The sequence below is a fragment of the Thauera carbonicopians genome (genome assembly GCF_025699485.1).
GTDB lineage: Bacteria > Pseudomonadota > Gammaproteobacteria > Burkholderiales > Rhodocyclaceae > Thauera.
The window spans coordinates 56,307-71,959 of the sequence record NZ_JANUXN010000012.1; the positions used below are offsets into that span (position 1 = coordinate 56,307).

11 protein-coding genes are annotated in these 15,653 nt (G+C 67.3%); 7 read left to right on the forward strand and 4 right to left on the reverse strand.

What is annotated here, in order from left to right; all coding sequences use genetic code 11:
* Positions 1-4: 4 nt before the first annotated feature.
* From peaD to ccsA, 6 genes are all read left to right on the forward strand, one after another.
* On the forward strand, positions 5-1,150 hold the full coding sequence (gene peaD / locus NX068_RS14735) for a quinohemoprotein amine dehydrogenase subunit beta (protein WP_263462012.1): 1,146 nt from the start codon (positions 5-7) through the stop codon (positions 1,148-1,150).
* A gap of 96 nt (positions 1,151-1,246) precedes the next feature.
* Positions 1,247-2,566: an alginate export family protein gene (locus NX068_RS14740; protein WP_263462013.1), complete on the forward strand. Its 1,320-nt coding sequence runs from the start codon at positions 1,247-1,249 to the stop codon at positions 2,564-2,566.
* 57 nt (positions 2,567-2,623) lie between these two features.
* Positions 2,624-4,126, forward strand: coding sequence for an aldehyde dehydrogenase family protein (locus tag NX068_RS14745; protein WP_263462014.1), 1,503 nt, complete (start codon positions 2,624-2,626; stop codon positions 4,124-4,126).
* A gap of 87 nt (positions 4,127-4,213) precedes the next feature.
* On the forward strand, positions 4,214-5,080 hold the full coding sequence (locus tag NX068_RS14750; protein ID WP_263462015.1) for a hypothetical protein: 867 nt from the start codon (positions 4,214-4,216) through the stop codon (positions 5,078-5,080).
* A complete protein-coding gene (locus NX068_RS14755; protein ID WP_263462016.1) occupies positions 5,077-6,090 on the forward strand; it encodes a U32 family peptidase in 1,014 nt (337 codons plus the stop codon). The genes NX068_RS14750 and NX068_RS14755 overlap by 4 nt, the downstream gene beginning before the upstream one ends.
* Before the next feature lies 1 nt (position 6,091).
* Positions 6,092-8,284 carry a cytochrome c biogenesis protein CcsA gene (ccsA, locus tag NX068_RS14760; protein WP_263462017.1) on the forward strand — a complete coding sequence of 731 codons (2,193 nt, stop codon included), beginning with the start codon at positions 6,092-6,094 and terminating at the stop codon, positions 8,282-8,284.
* Between the two features lie 94 nt (positions 8,285-8,378).
* Here the strand turns inward: ccsA and NX068_RS14765 are convergent, their stop codons facing one another.
* From NX068_RS14765 to NX068_RS14780, 4 genes are all read right to left on the reverse strand, one after another.
* Positions 8,379-9,902 carry a CoA-acylating methylmalonate-semialdehyde dehydrogenase gene (locus NX068_RS14765; RefSeq protein ID WP_263462018.1) on the reverse strand — a complete coding sequence of 508 codons (1,524 nt, stop codon included), beginning with the start codon at positions 9,900-9,902 and terminating at the stop codon, positions 8,379-8,381.
* A 70-nt stretch (positions 9,903-9,972) separates the two neighbouring features.
* On the reverse strand, positions 9,973-11,766 hold the full coding sequence (locus NX068_RS14770) for an acyl-CoA dehydrogenase (protein WP_263462019.1): 1,794 nt from the start codon (positions 11,764-11,766) through the stop codon (positions 9,973-9,975).
* Positions 11,767-11,812: 46 nt separating this feature from the next.
* The gene (locus NX068_RS14775; protein ID WP_263462020.1) at positions 11,813-12,607 is read right to left on the reverse strand and encodes a crotonase/enoyl-CoA hydratase family protein; all 795 of its coding nucleotides are present in this window, start codon (positions 12,605-12,607) and stop codon (positions 11,813-11,815) included.
* 41 nt (positions 12,608-12,648) lie between these two features.
* Positions 12,649-14,433 carry a long-chain-fatty-acid--CoA ligase gene (locus NX068_RS14780; protein ID WP_263462021.1) on the reverse strand — a complete coding sequence of 595 codons (1,785 nt, stop codon included), beginning with the start codon at positions 14,431-14,433 and terminating at the stop codon, positions 12,649-12,651.
* A 24-nt stretch (positions 14,434-14,457) separates the two neighbouring features.
* On the opposite strand from NX068_RS14780, the gene NX068_RS14785 reads away from it, so the two are divergent.
* A complete protein-coding gene (locus tag NX068_RS14785) occupies positions 14,458-15,573 on the forward strand; it encodes an AraC family transcriptional regulator (RefSeq protein WP_263462022.1) in 1,116 nt (371 codons plus the stop codon).
* Positions 15,574-15,653 lie beyond the last annotated feature (80 nt).

Consider the following 15,653-nt stretch of genomic DNA (forward strand, 5'->3'; position numbering starts at 1 on the left):
AGACATGAAGAACACGATGATCGGCGGCGCGCTGCGCCGCAGTGCACGCGCCGCCGCCGTGGCGGCCTGTGTCGCCGGCAGCGCGATGCCGGCCGCCGCGGCCAACGAGTCGCTGGCGCTGCAGCCGGGCAGCGAGTACCTGATGGTGGCGAACTACCCGAACAACCTGAACGTGGTCGATGTGGCGACCGCCAGCGTCTACAAGACCTGCACGCTGCCGGATGCCTTCGGTCCGGGCCTGACGCAGATCTCGCCCGACCGGCGCACCGCATACATCCTGAACAACCGCTTCGGCACCATCTACGGGATTGAACTGGACTCCTGCAAGGTGACGTTCCGCGCCGAGATGTCGCTGGCCGACAACGAACGGGCGAAGTCCATCGCGTCCTTCACGATCAGCGCCGACGGCAAGGAGCTGTACGCGGTGCAGAACCCGACGACGATCAACCGCGACCATTACCGCGTCGGCGAACCGCGCTTCGTGGTCTATGACAGCAGTGCCGGGCTCGATGCCCGCCCGGTGCGCACGTTCCCGGCGCCGCGCCAGTCCACCATCATGCAGGCGGCGCCCGACGGCACCCTCTACCTTGCCGGCCAGAACCTGTACGAGGTCGATGTGAAGACCGGCGAGATGAAGGTGAAGCTGCCGATCCGCGACTGGAACCGCAGCACCCACGCGCCGCTGGACGTGCTGTACATCTGGCCGGTGCAGACGCCGCAGCGGGACTTCACGATCCTCTACACCACGGCCGAATATCAGGACGACAAGCAGGACATGGAGACGGCCGAGTTCCAGTACGGCTATCTCAACGTCAACCTGCTGACGGGCGAGGCCGAGGCGCGCGAGTTCGGGCCGCTGACCGAGATCTACTTCACCGGACTGCGTTCGCCGAAGGACCGCAACATCATCTACGGCCTGCTGCATCGGCTGACCAAGTACGACATCGCCGAAGGCAAGCTGCTGCAGGCGGTGGAACTGGAGCATACCTACTACACCTTGCTGACCAACCATGACGGCAGCCGGCTCTATCTCACCGGTACCTTCAACGACATCGCCATCTACGACGCCGATTCGCTGACCAAGCTGGGCAACGTGCAACTGCCGGGCGGCGACATGTCCCTCGGCACCGGACAGGTCTTCGTGCGCTGAGGTCGAAACCCTGTCCCGTCGACGGGACAGGGCCCGTGCGGCCTGAGCTGCCGCGCGGATGCAGCACCAGAAAAACATCATCGAGGAGACGACGGAATGCGCATTCGAACGAAGGTGGTGGCCGCACTGGCCGCCGGACTGACGGGCCTGGGGCCGGCACAGGCGCTGGACCTCTATCAGGGCGAGCGGGGCTCGCTGGGCCTGAGCGTGGACGGCATGGCGGGCGCCTTTTCCACCCGCGAAGACTATCTGGGCGAAGGTGGCAAGAAGTGGCGCGAGGCCTTCATCCACGGTGTGCTGACCGGCAGCACGCGTGCCGGCGAAGGCGAACTGTACGGCGGCCTGGGCGCCATCGCGCAGGGTACCTGGGGCGACGGCGATGCCGGCGGCTACACCACCGGGCGCGAGCGCGACGTCGATCTCGAGGATGCCTACCTCGGCTGGCGCAGCGCGGGCGGGGTGTTCGACTTCTCCTTCGGCCGCCAGCAGTTCCAGCTCGGCGACGGCTTCCTGATCGCCGCCGACCGCGTCAACCTCGGCAAGGGGCTCGACGTGCTCGGCGTCGATGTGGACCGTGGCGGCGCCTACTATCTCGCGGCGAAGAAGAGCTTCGGCAACACCGCGATCCTGCGCATCGACCCCGCGGGACCGTGGCGCGGCGACGTGTTCTGGCTCAAGTCGAACAACCCCTACCAGCAGGACACCGAGCTGGGCGGGCTGAACCTGGAGTACGTGTCCGAAACCTACGGCACGCTCGGCCTGAGCTGGATGAAGGTGCTCGGCGTCGACAAGGGCGCCGGGCTGGGTATCTTCGACCATCGCGACGGCATGCGCATCGCCAACCTGCGCGGCCAGGGCAGCCTGGGCGTCGACAACCTGTTCGTGGCCTTCGAGTACGTCGACCAGCGCGGCGGCGACACCGCGGTGAAGAACGACGCCGACGCCTGGTTCGTCGAAGGCGGCTGGACCTTCGCCGACGTCGCCTGGAGCCCGACGCTGAACTACCGCCATGCGCGCTTCTCGGCCGACAAGGCCTCGACCACCCGCAACGAGGCCTTCGATCCGCTGTTCTTCGGCCTCAGCCGCGGCCTGGGCACCTGGTTCCAGGGCGAAGTCGCCGCCAACTACGCCGGGCCGGCCAACAGCGGCAACAAGGTCGACCGGCTGGAGCTGACGCTGACGCCGCGCGAGGATCTGGCGGTCACGCTGCAGTACTGGGACATCCGCTCGATCGGCGATGCGGCCGATCTGGACGGACGCGAGATCGACCTGTTCGCCTTCTGGCAGATCAACGACAAGTTCACCTTCGTACCGCTGATCGGCATCTACGAGCCGCGCGGCAAGGACGTGAAGAGCCTGCAGGGCAACGACAGGCGCAACGTCTATCTGCAGGCGGTGCTGCTGTTCAATTTCTGACGCTACTGTTTCGGCTGGATTTCACCGATACCCAATGCACATATACGGAGACAGGACATGGATGCACATACGAGTGCGCTGCTGAATGAGAACACACGCCGCTTCGTGGCGAAGCCCAAGCGCCTGCTGATCGGCGGCGCTTGGGTGGAGGCGAGCGAGGGCGGCACGCTGGACGTGTTCGACCCGGCCACCGGCCAGGCCTTCGCCAAGGTGCCGGCCGGCGGCAAGGCCGACATCGACCGTGCGGTGGCCGCCGCGCGCCAGGCCTTCGACGGCGGCGACTGGGCGGTCATGCGCCCGGTCGACCGCGAGCGCCTGCTGATGAAGCTGGCCGACCTGGTCGAAGCCAACGCCCAGGAACTGGCCGAGCTCGAAGCGCTGGACAACGGCAAGCCGGTGACGGTGGCGCGCTTCGCCGACGTCGCGCTGGTGGTCGACTCGCTGCGCTACATGGCCGGCTGGGCGACCAAGCTCGGCGGCGAGACCATGCAGCCCTCGGTGCCGATCATCCGCGAGCGCGAGTTCTGGGGCTTCACCCGGCGCGAACCGGTCGGCGTGGTCGGCGCCATCATCCCGTGGAACTTCCCGCTGCTGATGGCGGCGTGGAAGATGGGGCCGGCGCTGGCCAGCGGCTGCACGATGGTGCTGAAGCCGGCCGAGGAAACCCCGCTGAGCGCGCTGCGCCTGGCCGAACTGGTGCAGGAAGCGGGCTACCCGGCCGGGGTGTTCAACGTCGTCACCGGCCTGGGCCATGTCGCCGGTGCGGCGCTGTCCTCGCACCCGCACATCGACAAGCTCGCCTTCACCGGCTCGACCGAGATCGGCAAGCTGGTGGGCAAGGCCGCGCTCGACAACATGACGCGCATCTCGCTCGAGCTCGGCGGCAAGAGCCCGATGATCGTGCTCGACGACGCCGACGTCGACGCGGTGGCGGCCGGCGCGGCGCACGGCATCTTCTTCAACTCCGGCCAGGTCTGCACCGCCGGCTCGCGCCTGTTCGTGCACAAGAAGAAGTTCGACCAGGTGGTCGAAGGGCTGTCGAACATCGCCGCCGGCATGAAGGTCGGCGCCGGGCTCGATCCCGACACCCAGCTCGGCCCGCTGGTCTCGGCGGTGCAGCAGGAACGGGTGATGGGCTACATCCGCAGCGGCTTCGATGAAGGGGCGCGTGCCGCGGTCGGCGGCGAGGCGGGTGCGGGCGGCGGCTACTTCGTCAAGCCGACGGTGCTGGTCGATGCGCGCGACGACATGCGGGTGGTGCGCGAGGAGATCTTCGGCCCGGTGGTGGTGGCGATGCCGTACGACGACCTGGACGAAGTCGCCCGCCGCGCCAACGACACGCCCTACGGGCTGGCGGCGAGCATCTGGTCGAACGACCTGACGCGGGTGCATCGGCTGATTCCGCGGATCAAGGCCGGCACGGTGTGGGTGAACTGCCATACGGTGCTGGACAACTCGATGCCGTTCGGCGGCTTCAAGCAGTCGGGCATCGGCCGCGAGATGGGACGCGCGGTGTTCGACCAATACACCGAACTCAAGTCGGTGCTGATGGCCTTGTGAGTGCCGTGCGCGCTGCTGCAGGCCGGCAGCGCGCCGGTTCTTCCGATGCGGTCTGTGCGCGGCCCGGGGCCGCAAGGACGAAACGGAATGGATACCCCCGAGCTGGCGGTGACGGCAACCCGTCCCATCGCCCTCGACTGGACTGCAGCAGTGCCCGCCGTGCGCGAACAGCACTGGCGGCGCGTCCATGGCGATGCGTCGCTGGCCGCCTGGCTCGCCCCGCTGGCGCCGACGCATCTGCACTTCGGTAGCGAGTTCTGCGAGCATCTGCTGCCGTCGCCGCGTGTCTTGCGCGAAGCCGTGCGCCAGGCCAGCGAGCGCGGCCTGCGTTTCGCCCTGCTCACGCCGGTCGCTTCGCCCGGCGTGATCGAGCGGCTCGATGCCTTGTTGCCGCTGCTGCCGGACGGCATGGAGGTGGTGGCCAACGACTGGGGCGTGGCCCACTTGGTGGCGACGCGCTTTCCGTCCCTCGGGCTGGTGGCGGGCCGGGTGCTGTGCCGCATGACCAAGGACCCGCGCCTCGATGCGGGCTGGGCCGGTCGCTGCGGTCATGCGCTGGCGGCGCCGGCGATGCGTGCGCTGTTCGAGCGCCTCGGCATCCGCCGGCTGGAACTCGACATGCCGGTCTTTCCCGGCGAGGAAGCGCTCGACGGCCTGCCGCTGCCGGCGGGCGTGCATCTGCCCTTCGTGTATGTGGCCAAGGGGAGGATGTGCCGCGTGGGAAGCCTGTCGATGACGGGACCGGAGCGCTTCGCCGTCGGCCGCCGCTGCAAGAAGGAGTGCCTGCGCATGTCGGCGGCGGCCTCGCGGCCGGGGCGGGAGGATGCCTGCAGCGCGGTGCAGCTCGGCAACACCTTGTTCAGCCGCCATTCCGATGCGATGGCGCATTCCCTGAGGCATGCGGTCGGCATGGGCCGGGTCGCGCGCCTGGTCGTTGCGGGAGAGTCCTTGTGAGAATCGTCGCCCCGGTGTCCCGCTTGTCCGAGATCGGCCTGCTGGCGCAGGCCGGCGCCAGCGAATTCTATTGCGGCCTGGTGCCGCCGGAATGGCTCGGCCGCTTCCATGCCCTGAGCGCCAACCGGCGGCCGTCCGGCAACCTGAAGAGCTACGAGGATCTGGCCGCTGCCGTCGAGCTGGCCCACGCCCACGGCGCCATGCTGTCGCTGGTGCTGAATGCACAGAACTACCCGGCCGCACAGGCCGAGGCGGCGGTGGAAATCGCGCAGCGCTTTGCCGGCATCGGCGGCGATGCGCTGATCGTCAGCGATCTCGGCCTGGTCCATGTGCTTGCGGCGCGCTTTCCCGCCCTGCGCGTGCATGTCAGCTCGGTGGCGACCTGCCGCAACGCGGCAGCGGCGCGCTTGTGCCTCGAGCTGGGTGCGCGCCGGCTGATCCTGCCGCGCGACGTGACCATCGACGAAGCCGCCGGCATCGCCGCCGAAGTGCCGGACATCGAGATCGAGGCTTTCGTCCTCAACGACGGCTGCGTCTTCGAGGAGGGCGCCTGCCATACGATCCATCTGCCGGGGCAGATGGGCGGGCCGATCTGCCTCGACCGCTACCGGTACAGCTACCGCCGCCGGGATGGCGGCGAACTGCCGCCGCATCTGGCGGCGCGCCTGCGGGAGAACGACGAGGCCTACGAGCGCTGGCTCTGGTACCGCTTCTCCTGCGGTTTCAGCACCACGCCGGAAGGCCTGCCTTACGGGCCTTGCGGCCTGTGTGCCATTCCCGCGCTGCGGCGCGGCAAAGTGGCGGCGATCAAGATCGCCGGGCGCGAGGCGCCGACGGCACGCAAGCTGGCGAGCGTGCGCATGGTGAAGTCGGTCGTCGACCGCGTGGGCGGCGGCGCGGACGATGCGGCGGTGCGGGATTTCGCCATGGCCTTGAGACCCTCCGAAGCGCACTGCGCCACCGGCTTCATGTGCTACTACCCGGAAGTGCTGCGGGTGGAGGCGAACTGAAATGGGCGCGTCGTTTCGTGCCGTGCCGGCCTGGGCGATTGCCGTGGCTGCCGCGGCGCTGGCGGCCGGCTGGGCAGCGGCGGGGCAGGCCATGCTCGTGGTCGCGGCCGTGCTGGCGCTGCATGCGGCGTTCAGGCCGGCCGGGCGTCCGCGCGTGCTGTCGCTGGCCGCGGCGCTGGCCTGGGGATGCGTGCTGGCGCTGGGCTGGCATTTCGCCGCGGACGGCTTCGCGCTGCGCTACGTCTGGCTGTACAGCAGCGCCGAGCTGCCGCTGCATCTGAAGCTGGCCAATGTGTGGGGGGGCGATGAAGGCACGACGCTGCTGCTGGCGGCCTGCTGCCTGAGCCTGGCCGCGAGCGGCGTGCGCGCCGGGGCGGATGCGGGCCGCTGGTCCGTCGCCGCGGCGATCGCCGCCTGGTATGCGCTGACCGCGGTCTGGCTGGCGCCGTTCGCGGCGACGCCGGCCAAATGGCTGGCGCAAGCGCCGTCGCAGGGCATGAACGCCCATCTGATGAAGATCTGGATGCTGTTCCATGCGCCGCTGGTGGTGCTGGCCTATGCCTGGACGCTGTCGCTGGCGGCGCCCGCGCTGGCCGCCCTGCGCGGTGCACAGCCGGCCTGGCCCGGCCTCGCCCGCGCACGGGCGCGGCGGGCCTGGGCGGTACTGACCGCCGGCATCGGCTTCGGCATGGTGTGGGCTTTCGAGGATGCGATGTACGGCCAGGTGTGGCACTGGGACCCGGTGCAGACCGCGGCCTTCTGCCTGTGGTGCTTTCTCAGCGCCCATCTGCATGGTGTCGCCGGCTGGGCGCCCGGGCGCAAGCGCGGCTGGGCCGTGCCCTGGGCGGCCTTGCTTGCCGCGCTGATGGCGCCGCTGGCGATGGCGGTGACGCGCAATCCGATGCTCGCCAGCTCGCACCGCTACGTGGGGGCGGATTCGTGGATCGTCCATCTCGCGCTCGCCATCGTGCTGCTGCTGGCCGGGCTGGGGTGTGCGCTGGCCCGGCGCGATCGCAGAAGCGTGCCGGGGCGGCCGGCGTCGGGCATCGGGCTGTGGCTGGCGCAGCTCGGCTTCCTGGCGGCCGGCGTCGCGGCGCTGGCGCAGTTGGCTTTCGCTTTCGGTGCGGAAGCCAGGGGGATGCCGCGCCCGGACGAGTACAAGCCCTTTCTCGCCATGCTGGTCAACCTGATGCCCGGCGGCAGCGAACTGGACGCCTTGCGCCGGGCCTTCGATCAATGGGACGTGGATGGCTACGTGCTGGCCCGTCTGCTGCTGGCACCGCTGGTGGTGCTCGGCGGCGTCGGCGGCTGGTATTTTTTCCGCCGGCTGTCGAAGCGCACGAGCTGGGTGACGCTGGTGCTGGCGGCAGCGCTCGCGATGCTGGGGGCCGAGTCCGGCGGCCTGTTGACGCGTGGTTATGCAGGCATGGGCATCCTGTCGCAGAACATCGTTGCGCTGCTGCCGCTGCTCGACGCCAGCCTGGTCGCAGGGGCCTATCTGGCGGCGGGCTGCCTGGTCTGGGCCGGCGTGACGGCATGGCGCCTGGGCTGGAAAGGCGTGTCGGTGTCGGTGCCGCTGGCGGCGATCCATGCCGGCGTGGTGCTGATGCTGTGGGGCGGCATGATGGCGATCGCGCTCAACAGCTATTCGCAGCACGAGCTGGTGCCGGAGGGCGGGCTGGAAGAGGCGACCAGCGGCTGGGTGAAGGACAGGCATGGCTATACCTTCCGCCTGGCCGGAATCCGCTTCGGCGATGCCGACGACGGCGCCCGGCGTGGCGAGAACGGCATCCGCGCAGTGACGACGGTGGAAGTGCGCGGCGCGCGCGGCGAAATCATGGACGGACAGACGCTCTATCGCGACAGCCGCAGCCTGCCCGAGCGTTACGACGGCCCGATGCGGCAGGTCTGTGAGCTGCTGGACTACCGCTATGCCCGCCACGTCACGACGCCGGGCTACCTGCTCGACCCCCTGATCGACCACGGCTGGGGCCGCAGCGTGCAGTTCTGGATCTCGCCCGCGGCGCTGCTGGAAGCGGCTGCTGCAAATGGCGAGCCGCCGGTCGTGGTCGCCGTGGTGAAGGTCTTCCCGTTCGTGTCGCTGCTGTGGACGGGCCTGGTGCTGGCGGCGCTGGGCGGTGCCTGGCTGGCCCTGCTGCCGCAGCGTGAGGCGAGGGCGGCACGGGCTGGCTGACCCGGATCCCCGACCCGGATCCTTTTCCGCACCGTGCCCAGGTGCGCTCTGCAGTGGGAGCAAATCCCGGCGCAGGGCCGCGCCCGGGCATTTTTTACTTCGCCGTCGGCATGGCGAATTCAGCGCCCTTGCCGATGCTCTCCGGCCAGCGCTGCATGATGGACTTCTGCTTGGTGTAGAAGCGCACGCCTTCTTCCCCATAGGCATGCATGTCGCCGAACAGGCTCTTCTTCCAGCCGCCGAAACCGTGCCAGGCCATCGGCACCGGAATCGGCACGTTGATGCCCACCATGCCGACCTCGATGCGCCGCGCGAACTCGCGCGCCACATGGCCGTCGCGGGTGAAGCAGGCGACACCGTTGCCGAACTCGTGCTCATTGATCAGATTCACCGCCGCGGCGAAATCGGGCACCCGCACGCACGACAGCACCGGGCCGAAGATTTCTTCCCGATAGATGCTCATGTCGGTGCCGACGTGATCGAACAGCGTGCCGCCGAGCCAGAATCCCTGTTCGCAGCCTTCGCCGGCAGCCGAGCCGTGGAAGCCGCGGCCATCGACGAGCAACCGGGCGCCGGCAGCGACGCCCTGCTCGATGTAGCCGGTGATGCGCGCGTGCGCGGCAGGCGTCACGATGGGGCCCATCTCGGCCGCCGGATTGCTGCCGTCGAGCACTTTCAAGGCCTTCGTGCGCTCCACCAGCTTCGGCACGATCCTGTCCGCCACGTCGCCCACCAGCACCGCCACCGAAATCGCCATGCAGCGCTCGCCGGCCGAACCGTAGCCTGCGCCGATCAGGGCATCGACGGCCTGGTCGATGTCGGCATCCGGCATCACCACCATGTGGTTCTTGGCGCCGCCGAGCGCCTGCACGCGCTTGCCGTGCCGTGCGCCGGTCTCGTAGATGTAGTTGGCGATGGGCGTGGAGCCGACGAAGGAGAGGGCCTTCACGTCCGGATGCTCCAGCAGCGCATCGACGGCTTCCTTGTCGCCCTGCACCACGTTGAACACGCCGTCGGGCAGGCCGGCCTCCTTCAGCAGATCGGCGATGAACAGGCTGGGGCTGGGGTCGATGGGGCTGGGCTTGAGCACGAAGCAGTTGCCGGCCGCGAGAGCCACCGGGAACATCCACATCGGCACCATCACCGGGAAGTTGAACGGCGTGACGCCGGCGACCACACCCAGCGGCTGGCGCATCGTCCAGTTGTCCATGCCGGTGCTGACCTGGTCGGTGAAATCGCCCTTCAGCAACTGCGGAATGCCGCAGGCGAACTCGACGATGTCGATGCCGCGGGCGACTTCCCCCTGGGCGTCGGTGAAGACCTTGCCATGCTCGGCGGTGATGAGCGCGGCCAGTTCGTCCTTGTGCCGGTTCAGCAACTCGAGGAAGCGGAACATCACGCGCGCGCGCCGGATCGGCGGCGTGTCCGCCCAGGCGGGAAAGGCCGCACGGGCAGCGGCCACCGCGGCCGCCACGTCCTCCCGGCTGCCGAGCCGTACCTGGCGGCTGACCGCGCCGGTGGCGGGGTTGTAGACGGGCTGCGTGCGGGTGCCGCTGCCGGCCGTGCGGGTGCCGCCGATGTACTGGGCGATCTCGGTATTGCTGCTGCTCTGCGTCATGGTGGAACTCCTTGTGGGTCGCGAATGGGTTTTCCGGGTTGACATGCCCGCAACGGGGGCTGAATGCCGTTCAGTAGTGCTCGGGTGCCAGGGCCATCGTGCTGTTCCCCCCGTCGATGGCGGCATCGCGGAGCGAAGGCACTCGGGTGAGCACGTGATCGGCGTAAAAATGTGCCGTGACGGTCTTTGCATGCAGGAACACCGGATCGCCCTGGCAGCGCCTCAGCATTTCCTCCGCGCGCAGCAGCGCACGGGCCATCTGCCAGCCGGCAACCGTGATGCCGGCCAGCATCAGGTATGGCACCGAGCCGGCATGGACTTCGTTCGGCCGTTGCCCGGCGTGCTCGACCACGAAGCCGATCACCTGCTCGAAAGCCTCCCGCGCCACACGCAGGCGCTTGTGCATGGCCCGCGCCGCGGCACTGTCCAGGGCGGCGAGCTCGGCTTCGGTGGCGGCAATCTGCGCGGCGACGGCGCGTGCCGTGCGTCCGCCGTCGCGCACCGTCTTGCGCCCCACCAGGTCGTTGGCCTGGATCGCGGTCGTGCCTTCGTAGATGGGCAGGATCCTGGCGTCGCGGTAATGCTGTGCTGCGCCGGTCTCCTCGATGAAGCCCATGCCGCCATGCACCTGCACGCCGAGCGAGGCGACTTCGAGGCTCATTTCGGTGCTGTAGCCCTTGACCAGCGGCACCAGGAATTCGTGGAAGGTGGCATTTTCCCTGCGCGTGGCGGCATCGGGATGGTGGTGTGCCGCGTCGTATGCGGCGGCCGCCACGGTAGCCATGGCCCGGCAGGCCTGCGTGTTGGCACGCATGGTCATGAGCATGCGGCGCACGTCGGGATGCTGGATGATCGATGCGCTGCCCGGCGTGGAGCCGTCCACGGGACGGCTTTGCACCCGTTCCTTCGCGTAGGCCGCGGCCTGCTGATAGGCTCGTTCGGCAATGGCGATGCCTTGCACGCCGACCGCGTATCTCGCCGCGTTCATCATGATGAACATGTATTCGAGGCCGCGATTCTCCTTGCCCACCAGATGGCCCACCGCGCCCCCCTCGTCGCCGAACTGCAGCACGGCCGTCGGCGACGCCTTGATGCCGAGCTTGTGCTCGATGGAAACGCAATGCACGTCGTTGCGTGCTCCTGGCTTGCCGGCCTGATCGACCAGGAACTTGGGCACCACGAACAGGCTGATGCCCTTGATGCCTGCAGGCGCGCCGGGCACGCGGGCCAGTACCAGGTGGACGATGTTGTCCGCCATGTCGTGCTCGCCGTAGGTGATGAAGATCTTGGTGCCGAAGAGCCTGTAGCTGCCATCGGCCTGCGGCTCGGCCCGCGTGCGCACGAGCGAAAGGTCCGAGCCGGCCTGAGGCTCGGTGAGATTCATCGTCCCGGTCCATTCGCCCGTCACCAGCTTGTCGAGATAGGTTGCCTTGAGCCCGTCGCTGCCTGCCGTCAGCAGCGCTTCGATCGCGCCATCGGTCAGCAGCGGGCAGAGCGCGAAGCTCAGGTTGGCGCTGTTGAACATTTCGGCGCAGGCCGCGCCGATGATCTTGGGCAGGCCTTGCCCGCCGAACTCCGATGGGTGCTGCAGGCCCTGCCAGCCACCTTCGACGAACTGGCGGTAGGCGCTCCTGAAACCGGGCGCCGTCCTTACCTGTCCGGATTCCCAGGTCGAGGGCTCCCTGTCGCCCATGACGTTGAGCGGAGCCACCACTCCCTGGCTGAACCTGGCGCACTCTTCCAGCACGGTCGCCGCGGTGTCCGGCCCCGCTTCCTCGAAGCCCGGCCACTGCGCGGTCTGCGCCAGCCCGGCAAGCTCCTGCATGCAGAACAGCATGTCGTCGATCGGCGCTTGGTAGCTCATGTTTTTCTCTCCTGTATATGCATCTACAGCCACACGCCGGCGGCGGTCAGCTGTTCGGCTGGACCTTGTAGGCTTTCTTGTTCACGAATTCGCCCAGGCGCGACTGGACGTCGCGCCCGGTCTGCACCACTGCGGCCATCAGGCCCTCGGCGAACAGACCTTCGGTCGCGGCCATGTCGGAGATGCGGTCGATGGAGGTGACGATGGCGTAGTTCGAGAGCACGGCGTTGCCCGCGATCCTGCGTGCCAGTTCCAGGCCGAGGTCGTAGGCCGACCGGGGATTGGCTTCGGTGTTGCAGACGTAGTGGGCGAGGCCCAGGCGTTCGCCTTCCACGGCATCGAGCACTCGTCCGGTCAGCATCAGCTCCACCATCCGGCTGGGCGAGATGATCTTCGCCGTGCGGACCGTCGCGCCGCCGCCGGTGAAGATGCCGCGCGTGCCTTCGGGCAGGGCGAAGAAGGTGCTCTTGTCGGCGACGCGCACATGGGCCGCGCTGGCAAGCTCCAGACCGCCGCCGACCACTGCGCCCTGCAGGCAGGCGATGACCGGAATGCCGCCGTGCTGGATCTTGTCGAAAGCACGGTGCCAGCCCTGGCACACACGCAGGAAATCGACTGCGGTGCGCTCCTTGTCGTGGTGTTCCCTGAGATCCAGGCCGGCGCAGAAGTGATCCCCCTCAGCCGTCATCAGGATGGCGCGGATGTGGCGGGGCACGTTGGAAAAGTAGGCATCGATCTCGGCGATCGCACATTCGTCCAGCGCATTGCGTTTATGCGCCTTGTTCAGGGTGACGATGCCGATGTTGTCCAGCTCGGAAATCTTCAGGAAGGTTTCGGACATGAATGTTCTCCTCTCTAGGGGTTGCGGCGTGGGTGCTTGAACTATTGATCCCGGGTAGCGCGCATGACGAGCGCGCGAAGCGCGGCTTTCTGGATCTTTCCCGTCGCGGTCATCGGCATGTGCTCGATGAACACGACCTTGTCGGGAATCGACCACTTCGCCATGCGCCCCTGGTAACGGGCGAGAATCCGCTCGGCGGATGGGCGGGTATCGGGCTTGGGGACGATGAAGAGCACCGGACGCTCGCCCCATTGCTCGTTCGCTTCGGCGACGCACGCGGCCAGTTCGACGCCGGGCTCTTCCATGGCGATGTTTTCGATCTCGATCGACGAAATCCACTCGCCGCCGGATTTGATGACGTCCTTGCTGCGATCCGTGATGCGCAGATAGCCCTCCGCGTCGATGCTGCCGACATCGCCGGTGCGGAACCAGCCGTCCTCGGTGGCGGGTTCCGCCTTGCCGTAGTAGCGTGAGACGACCCAGTTGCCCTGCACCATGAGATGCCCCGTGGCCATGCCGTCGTGCGGCAGCCGCCTGCCGTCGTCGTCGATCAGTTTGAAGCGGGCTCCGAACAATGGACGTCCCTGCGATGCCAGCACTTGCAGCACATCATCGGCGGGCATCCCTGCATGCCTGGGCAGCAGTTGGCAGACGGTGCCCAGCGGGGATACTTCCGTCATGCCCCAGGCGTGGCGGACAGTGACATTGCGCGTGCCGAAGGCGGCGATCATGTGCGGCGGGCAGGCGGCACCGCCGATGACGATGCGCTGCAGCGTGCTGAATGCCAGGCCCTGGCTTTCGACGTGATCCAGCACGCCTTTCCATACCGTGGGCACGCCGGCCGACAAGGTCACGCCTGCCTGCTCGCACAAGGCGTAGATCCGCTCGCCCTGCATGTTCGAACCCGGCAGCACGATCCTGGCACCCGACATCAGCGCGGAGTACGGCAGGCCCCAGGCGTTGACGTGGAACATCGGCACCAGCGGCATGACCGCGTCGCTGCCCGCAATCGCCAGCGCGTTCGGATGGCAGGACGCATAGGCATGCAGCAGGGTCGAGCGGTGCGAATACAGCACGCCTTTCGGCGCGCCGGTGGTGCCGGAGGTGTAGCAGAGACCGCAGGCCGTGTTCTCGTCGAAGGCCGGCCAGTCGAAATTCCGGCTGTCAGCGCCCAGCCAGTCGGCGTAGATCGCTCCCTCTGCGTGCCCGCCGGCGCTTTCGTCGAGCAGCACCCAATGCTCCACTGACGGGCACCGTTCCCGCAGGTACTCGATGAGCTCGGCGAAATGCACGTCGTAGAACACCGCCGCGTCCCGAGCATCGTTGATGATGAATTCGATCTGTTCGTGGGTCAGGCGCGGATTGACCGTATGGCAGATGGCGCCGATGCCCGCAGTGGCATAGTAGATTTCCAGATGGCGGTAGGTATTCCATGCCAAAGTCGCCACGCGAGCTCCTGGGGCCACGCCACGGCGTGCCAAACCGACGGCCAGTTCCTTGACCCTGCGAGCGAACTCCCGATAGGAGTAGCGGTGCAGGCTGCCGTCATCGAGGGCGGTCACGATCTGCTGATCTGCGCTCGTTTCAAGGGCATGTTCGAGGATCGAACTGATGAGCAAGGGCATGCACATCATGTTTCCGGGCTGCTCCATTTCGCTGTCTCCTGGTTTTTGTGCGCCCAGAGTAAACAGCCCGAACGGGCATCCCAATTGCCGACGGCGACAATGAATATGCAAAAACTGACAATCGCCTGAATGCCGAAAGCCGCTTCGATACACTGCTCGAAAGGCTGTGACATGGGGTCGTCGGCCCTGGGAAACGAGCATCACGCAGGTCGAATCGGAGCATCAATGCGCAAAGCAGGCGTCAGTGCCATGGACGGTTTGGAAGCTTCTGCCCGAATGGGCAGGATCGGCGCCATCGCCGACACGGCCTCCACCGCAACCGTCTCCTTCCACTTCGTGCAGGACTTGTTGCAGAGCCTTCGTTCGATATGTGCGGAGCCCGTCCTGGACCGTTGCTTGAAGCAGGCCGGCATTGCCAAGGAGTTCATCGAGCACCCTGGTTCCCGCCTGACGCACGATCAACTCGTCCGGCTGTATCAGGAAAGCGCATCGGCCACGGGTGACGAGATGATGGGCTTGTGGAGCCGCCCGATTCGCGCAGGCGCACTGAAGTACATCGTCCGGGCAGTGATGGATGCGTCGACGATCAGTGTCGCACTGCATCGTTTCACGCAGGTCTGGAACCTGCTGCTGGATGACTACCGCCTGCATCTGTCCCAGGCGGACAACGCCATCAGCCTGGCACTGCTGCCCAGATCGCCGAAAGCGGTCGTGAACCGGTTCGGCCATGCGCTGATGCTGAAGCTCACGCATGGCATCGTTTCCTGGCTCGTCGGCCATGAAGTGCCGGTCCAGCGAGTGTCGTTCGTGTTCCCGCGTCCGCTCTTCGCTGCCGATTATCCGATTCTCTTTCCTGCGCCCATCGACTTCGAAGGGCCTTTCTCGCAGATCATCTTCGATGCGGAGCTCGGGAGCATCCGGGCTGAACGCAATGCCAGCGATGTGCGCATGTTCCTGCAGCGTGCCCCTCGCGACTGGATCTTCACTTCGTACCATGAACACACCATGCGGCTGAAGGTGCGCGAATTGCTGTACGCGGACCTCGGGCGGACGCTGGAAGACGTGTCGGGCAAACTCCACATGTCCTCGCGTACCTTGATCCGCAGATTGCAGGACGAGGGACTGTCCTTTCAGGGCATCAAGGACGAGCTGCGCAGGGATCTGGCCATCCTGAACCTCGCTCACCAGGACGTTTCGCTGGCCGAGATATCCTACTCGCTGGGCTTCAGTTCGCCAGCCGTTTTCCATCGCGCTTTTCGGTGCTGGACAGGCATGACGCCAGGCGTCTATCGGGTTGCCCAGCAGAAACTGCGTGGTTCCGATTTGGAGCCTCGGGGATAAAGCGCAACAAGCAGATACAATCGTGGTTCCCGGATCGGCAAGAATGCGCCGGAAATGGATCCGCGCGGAACGAAGTTCGT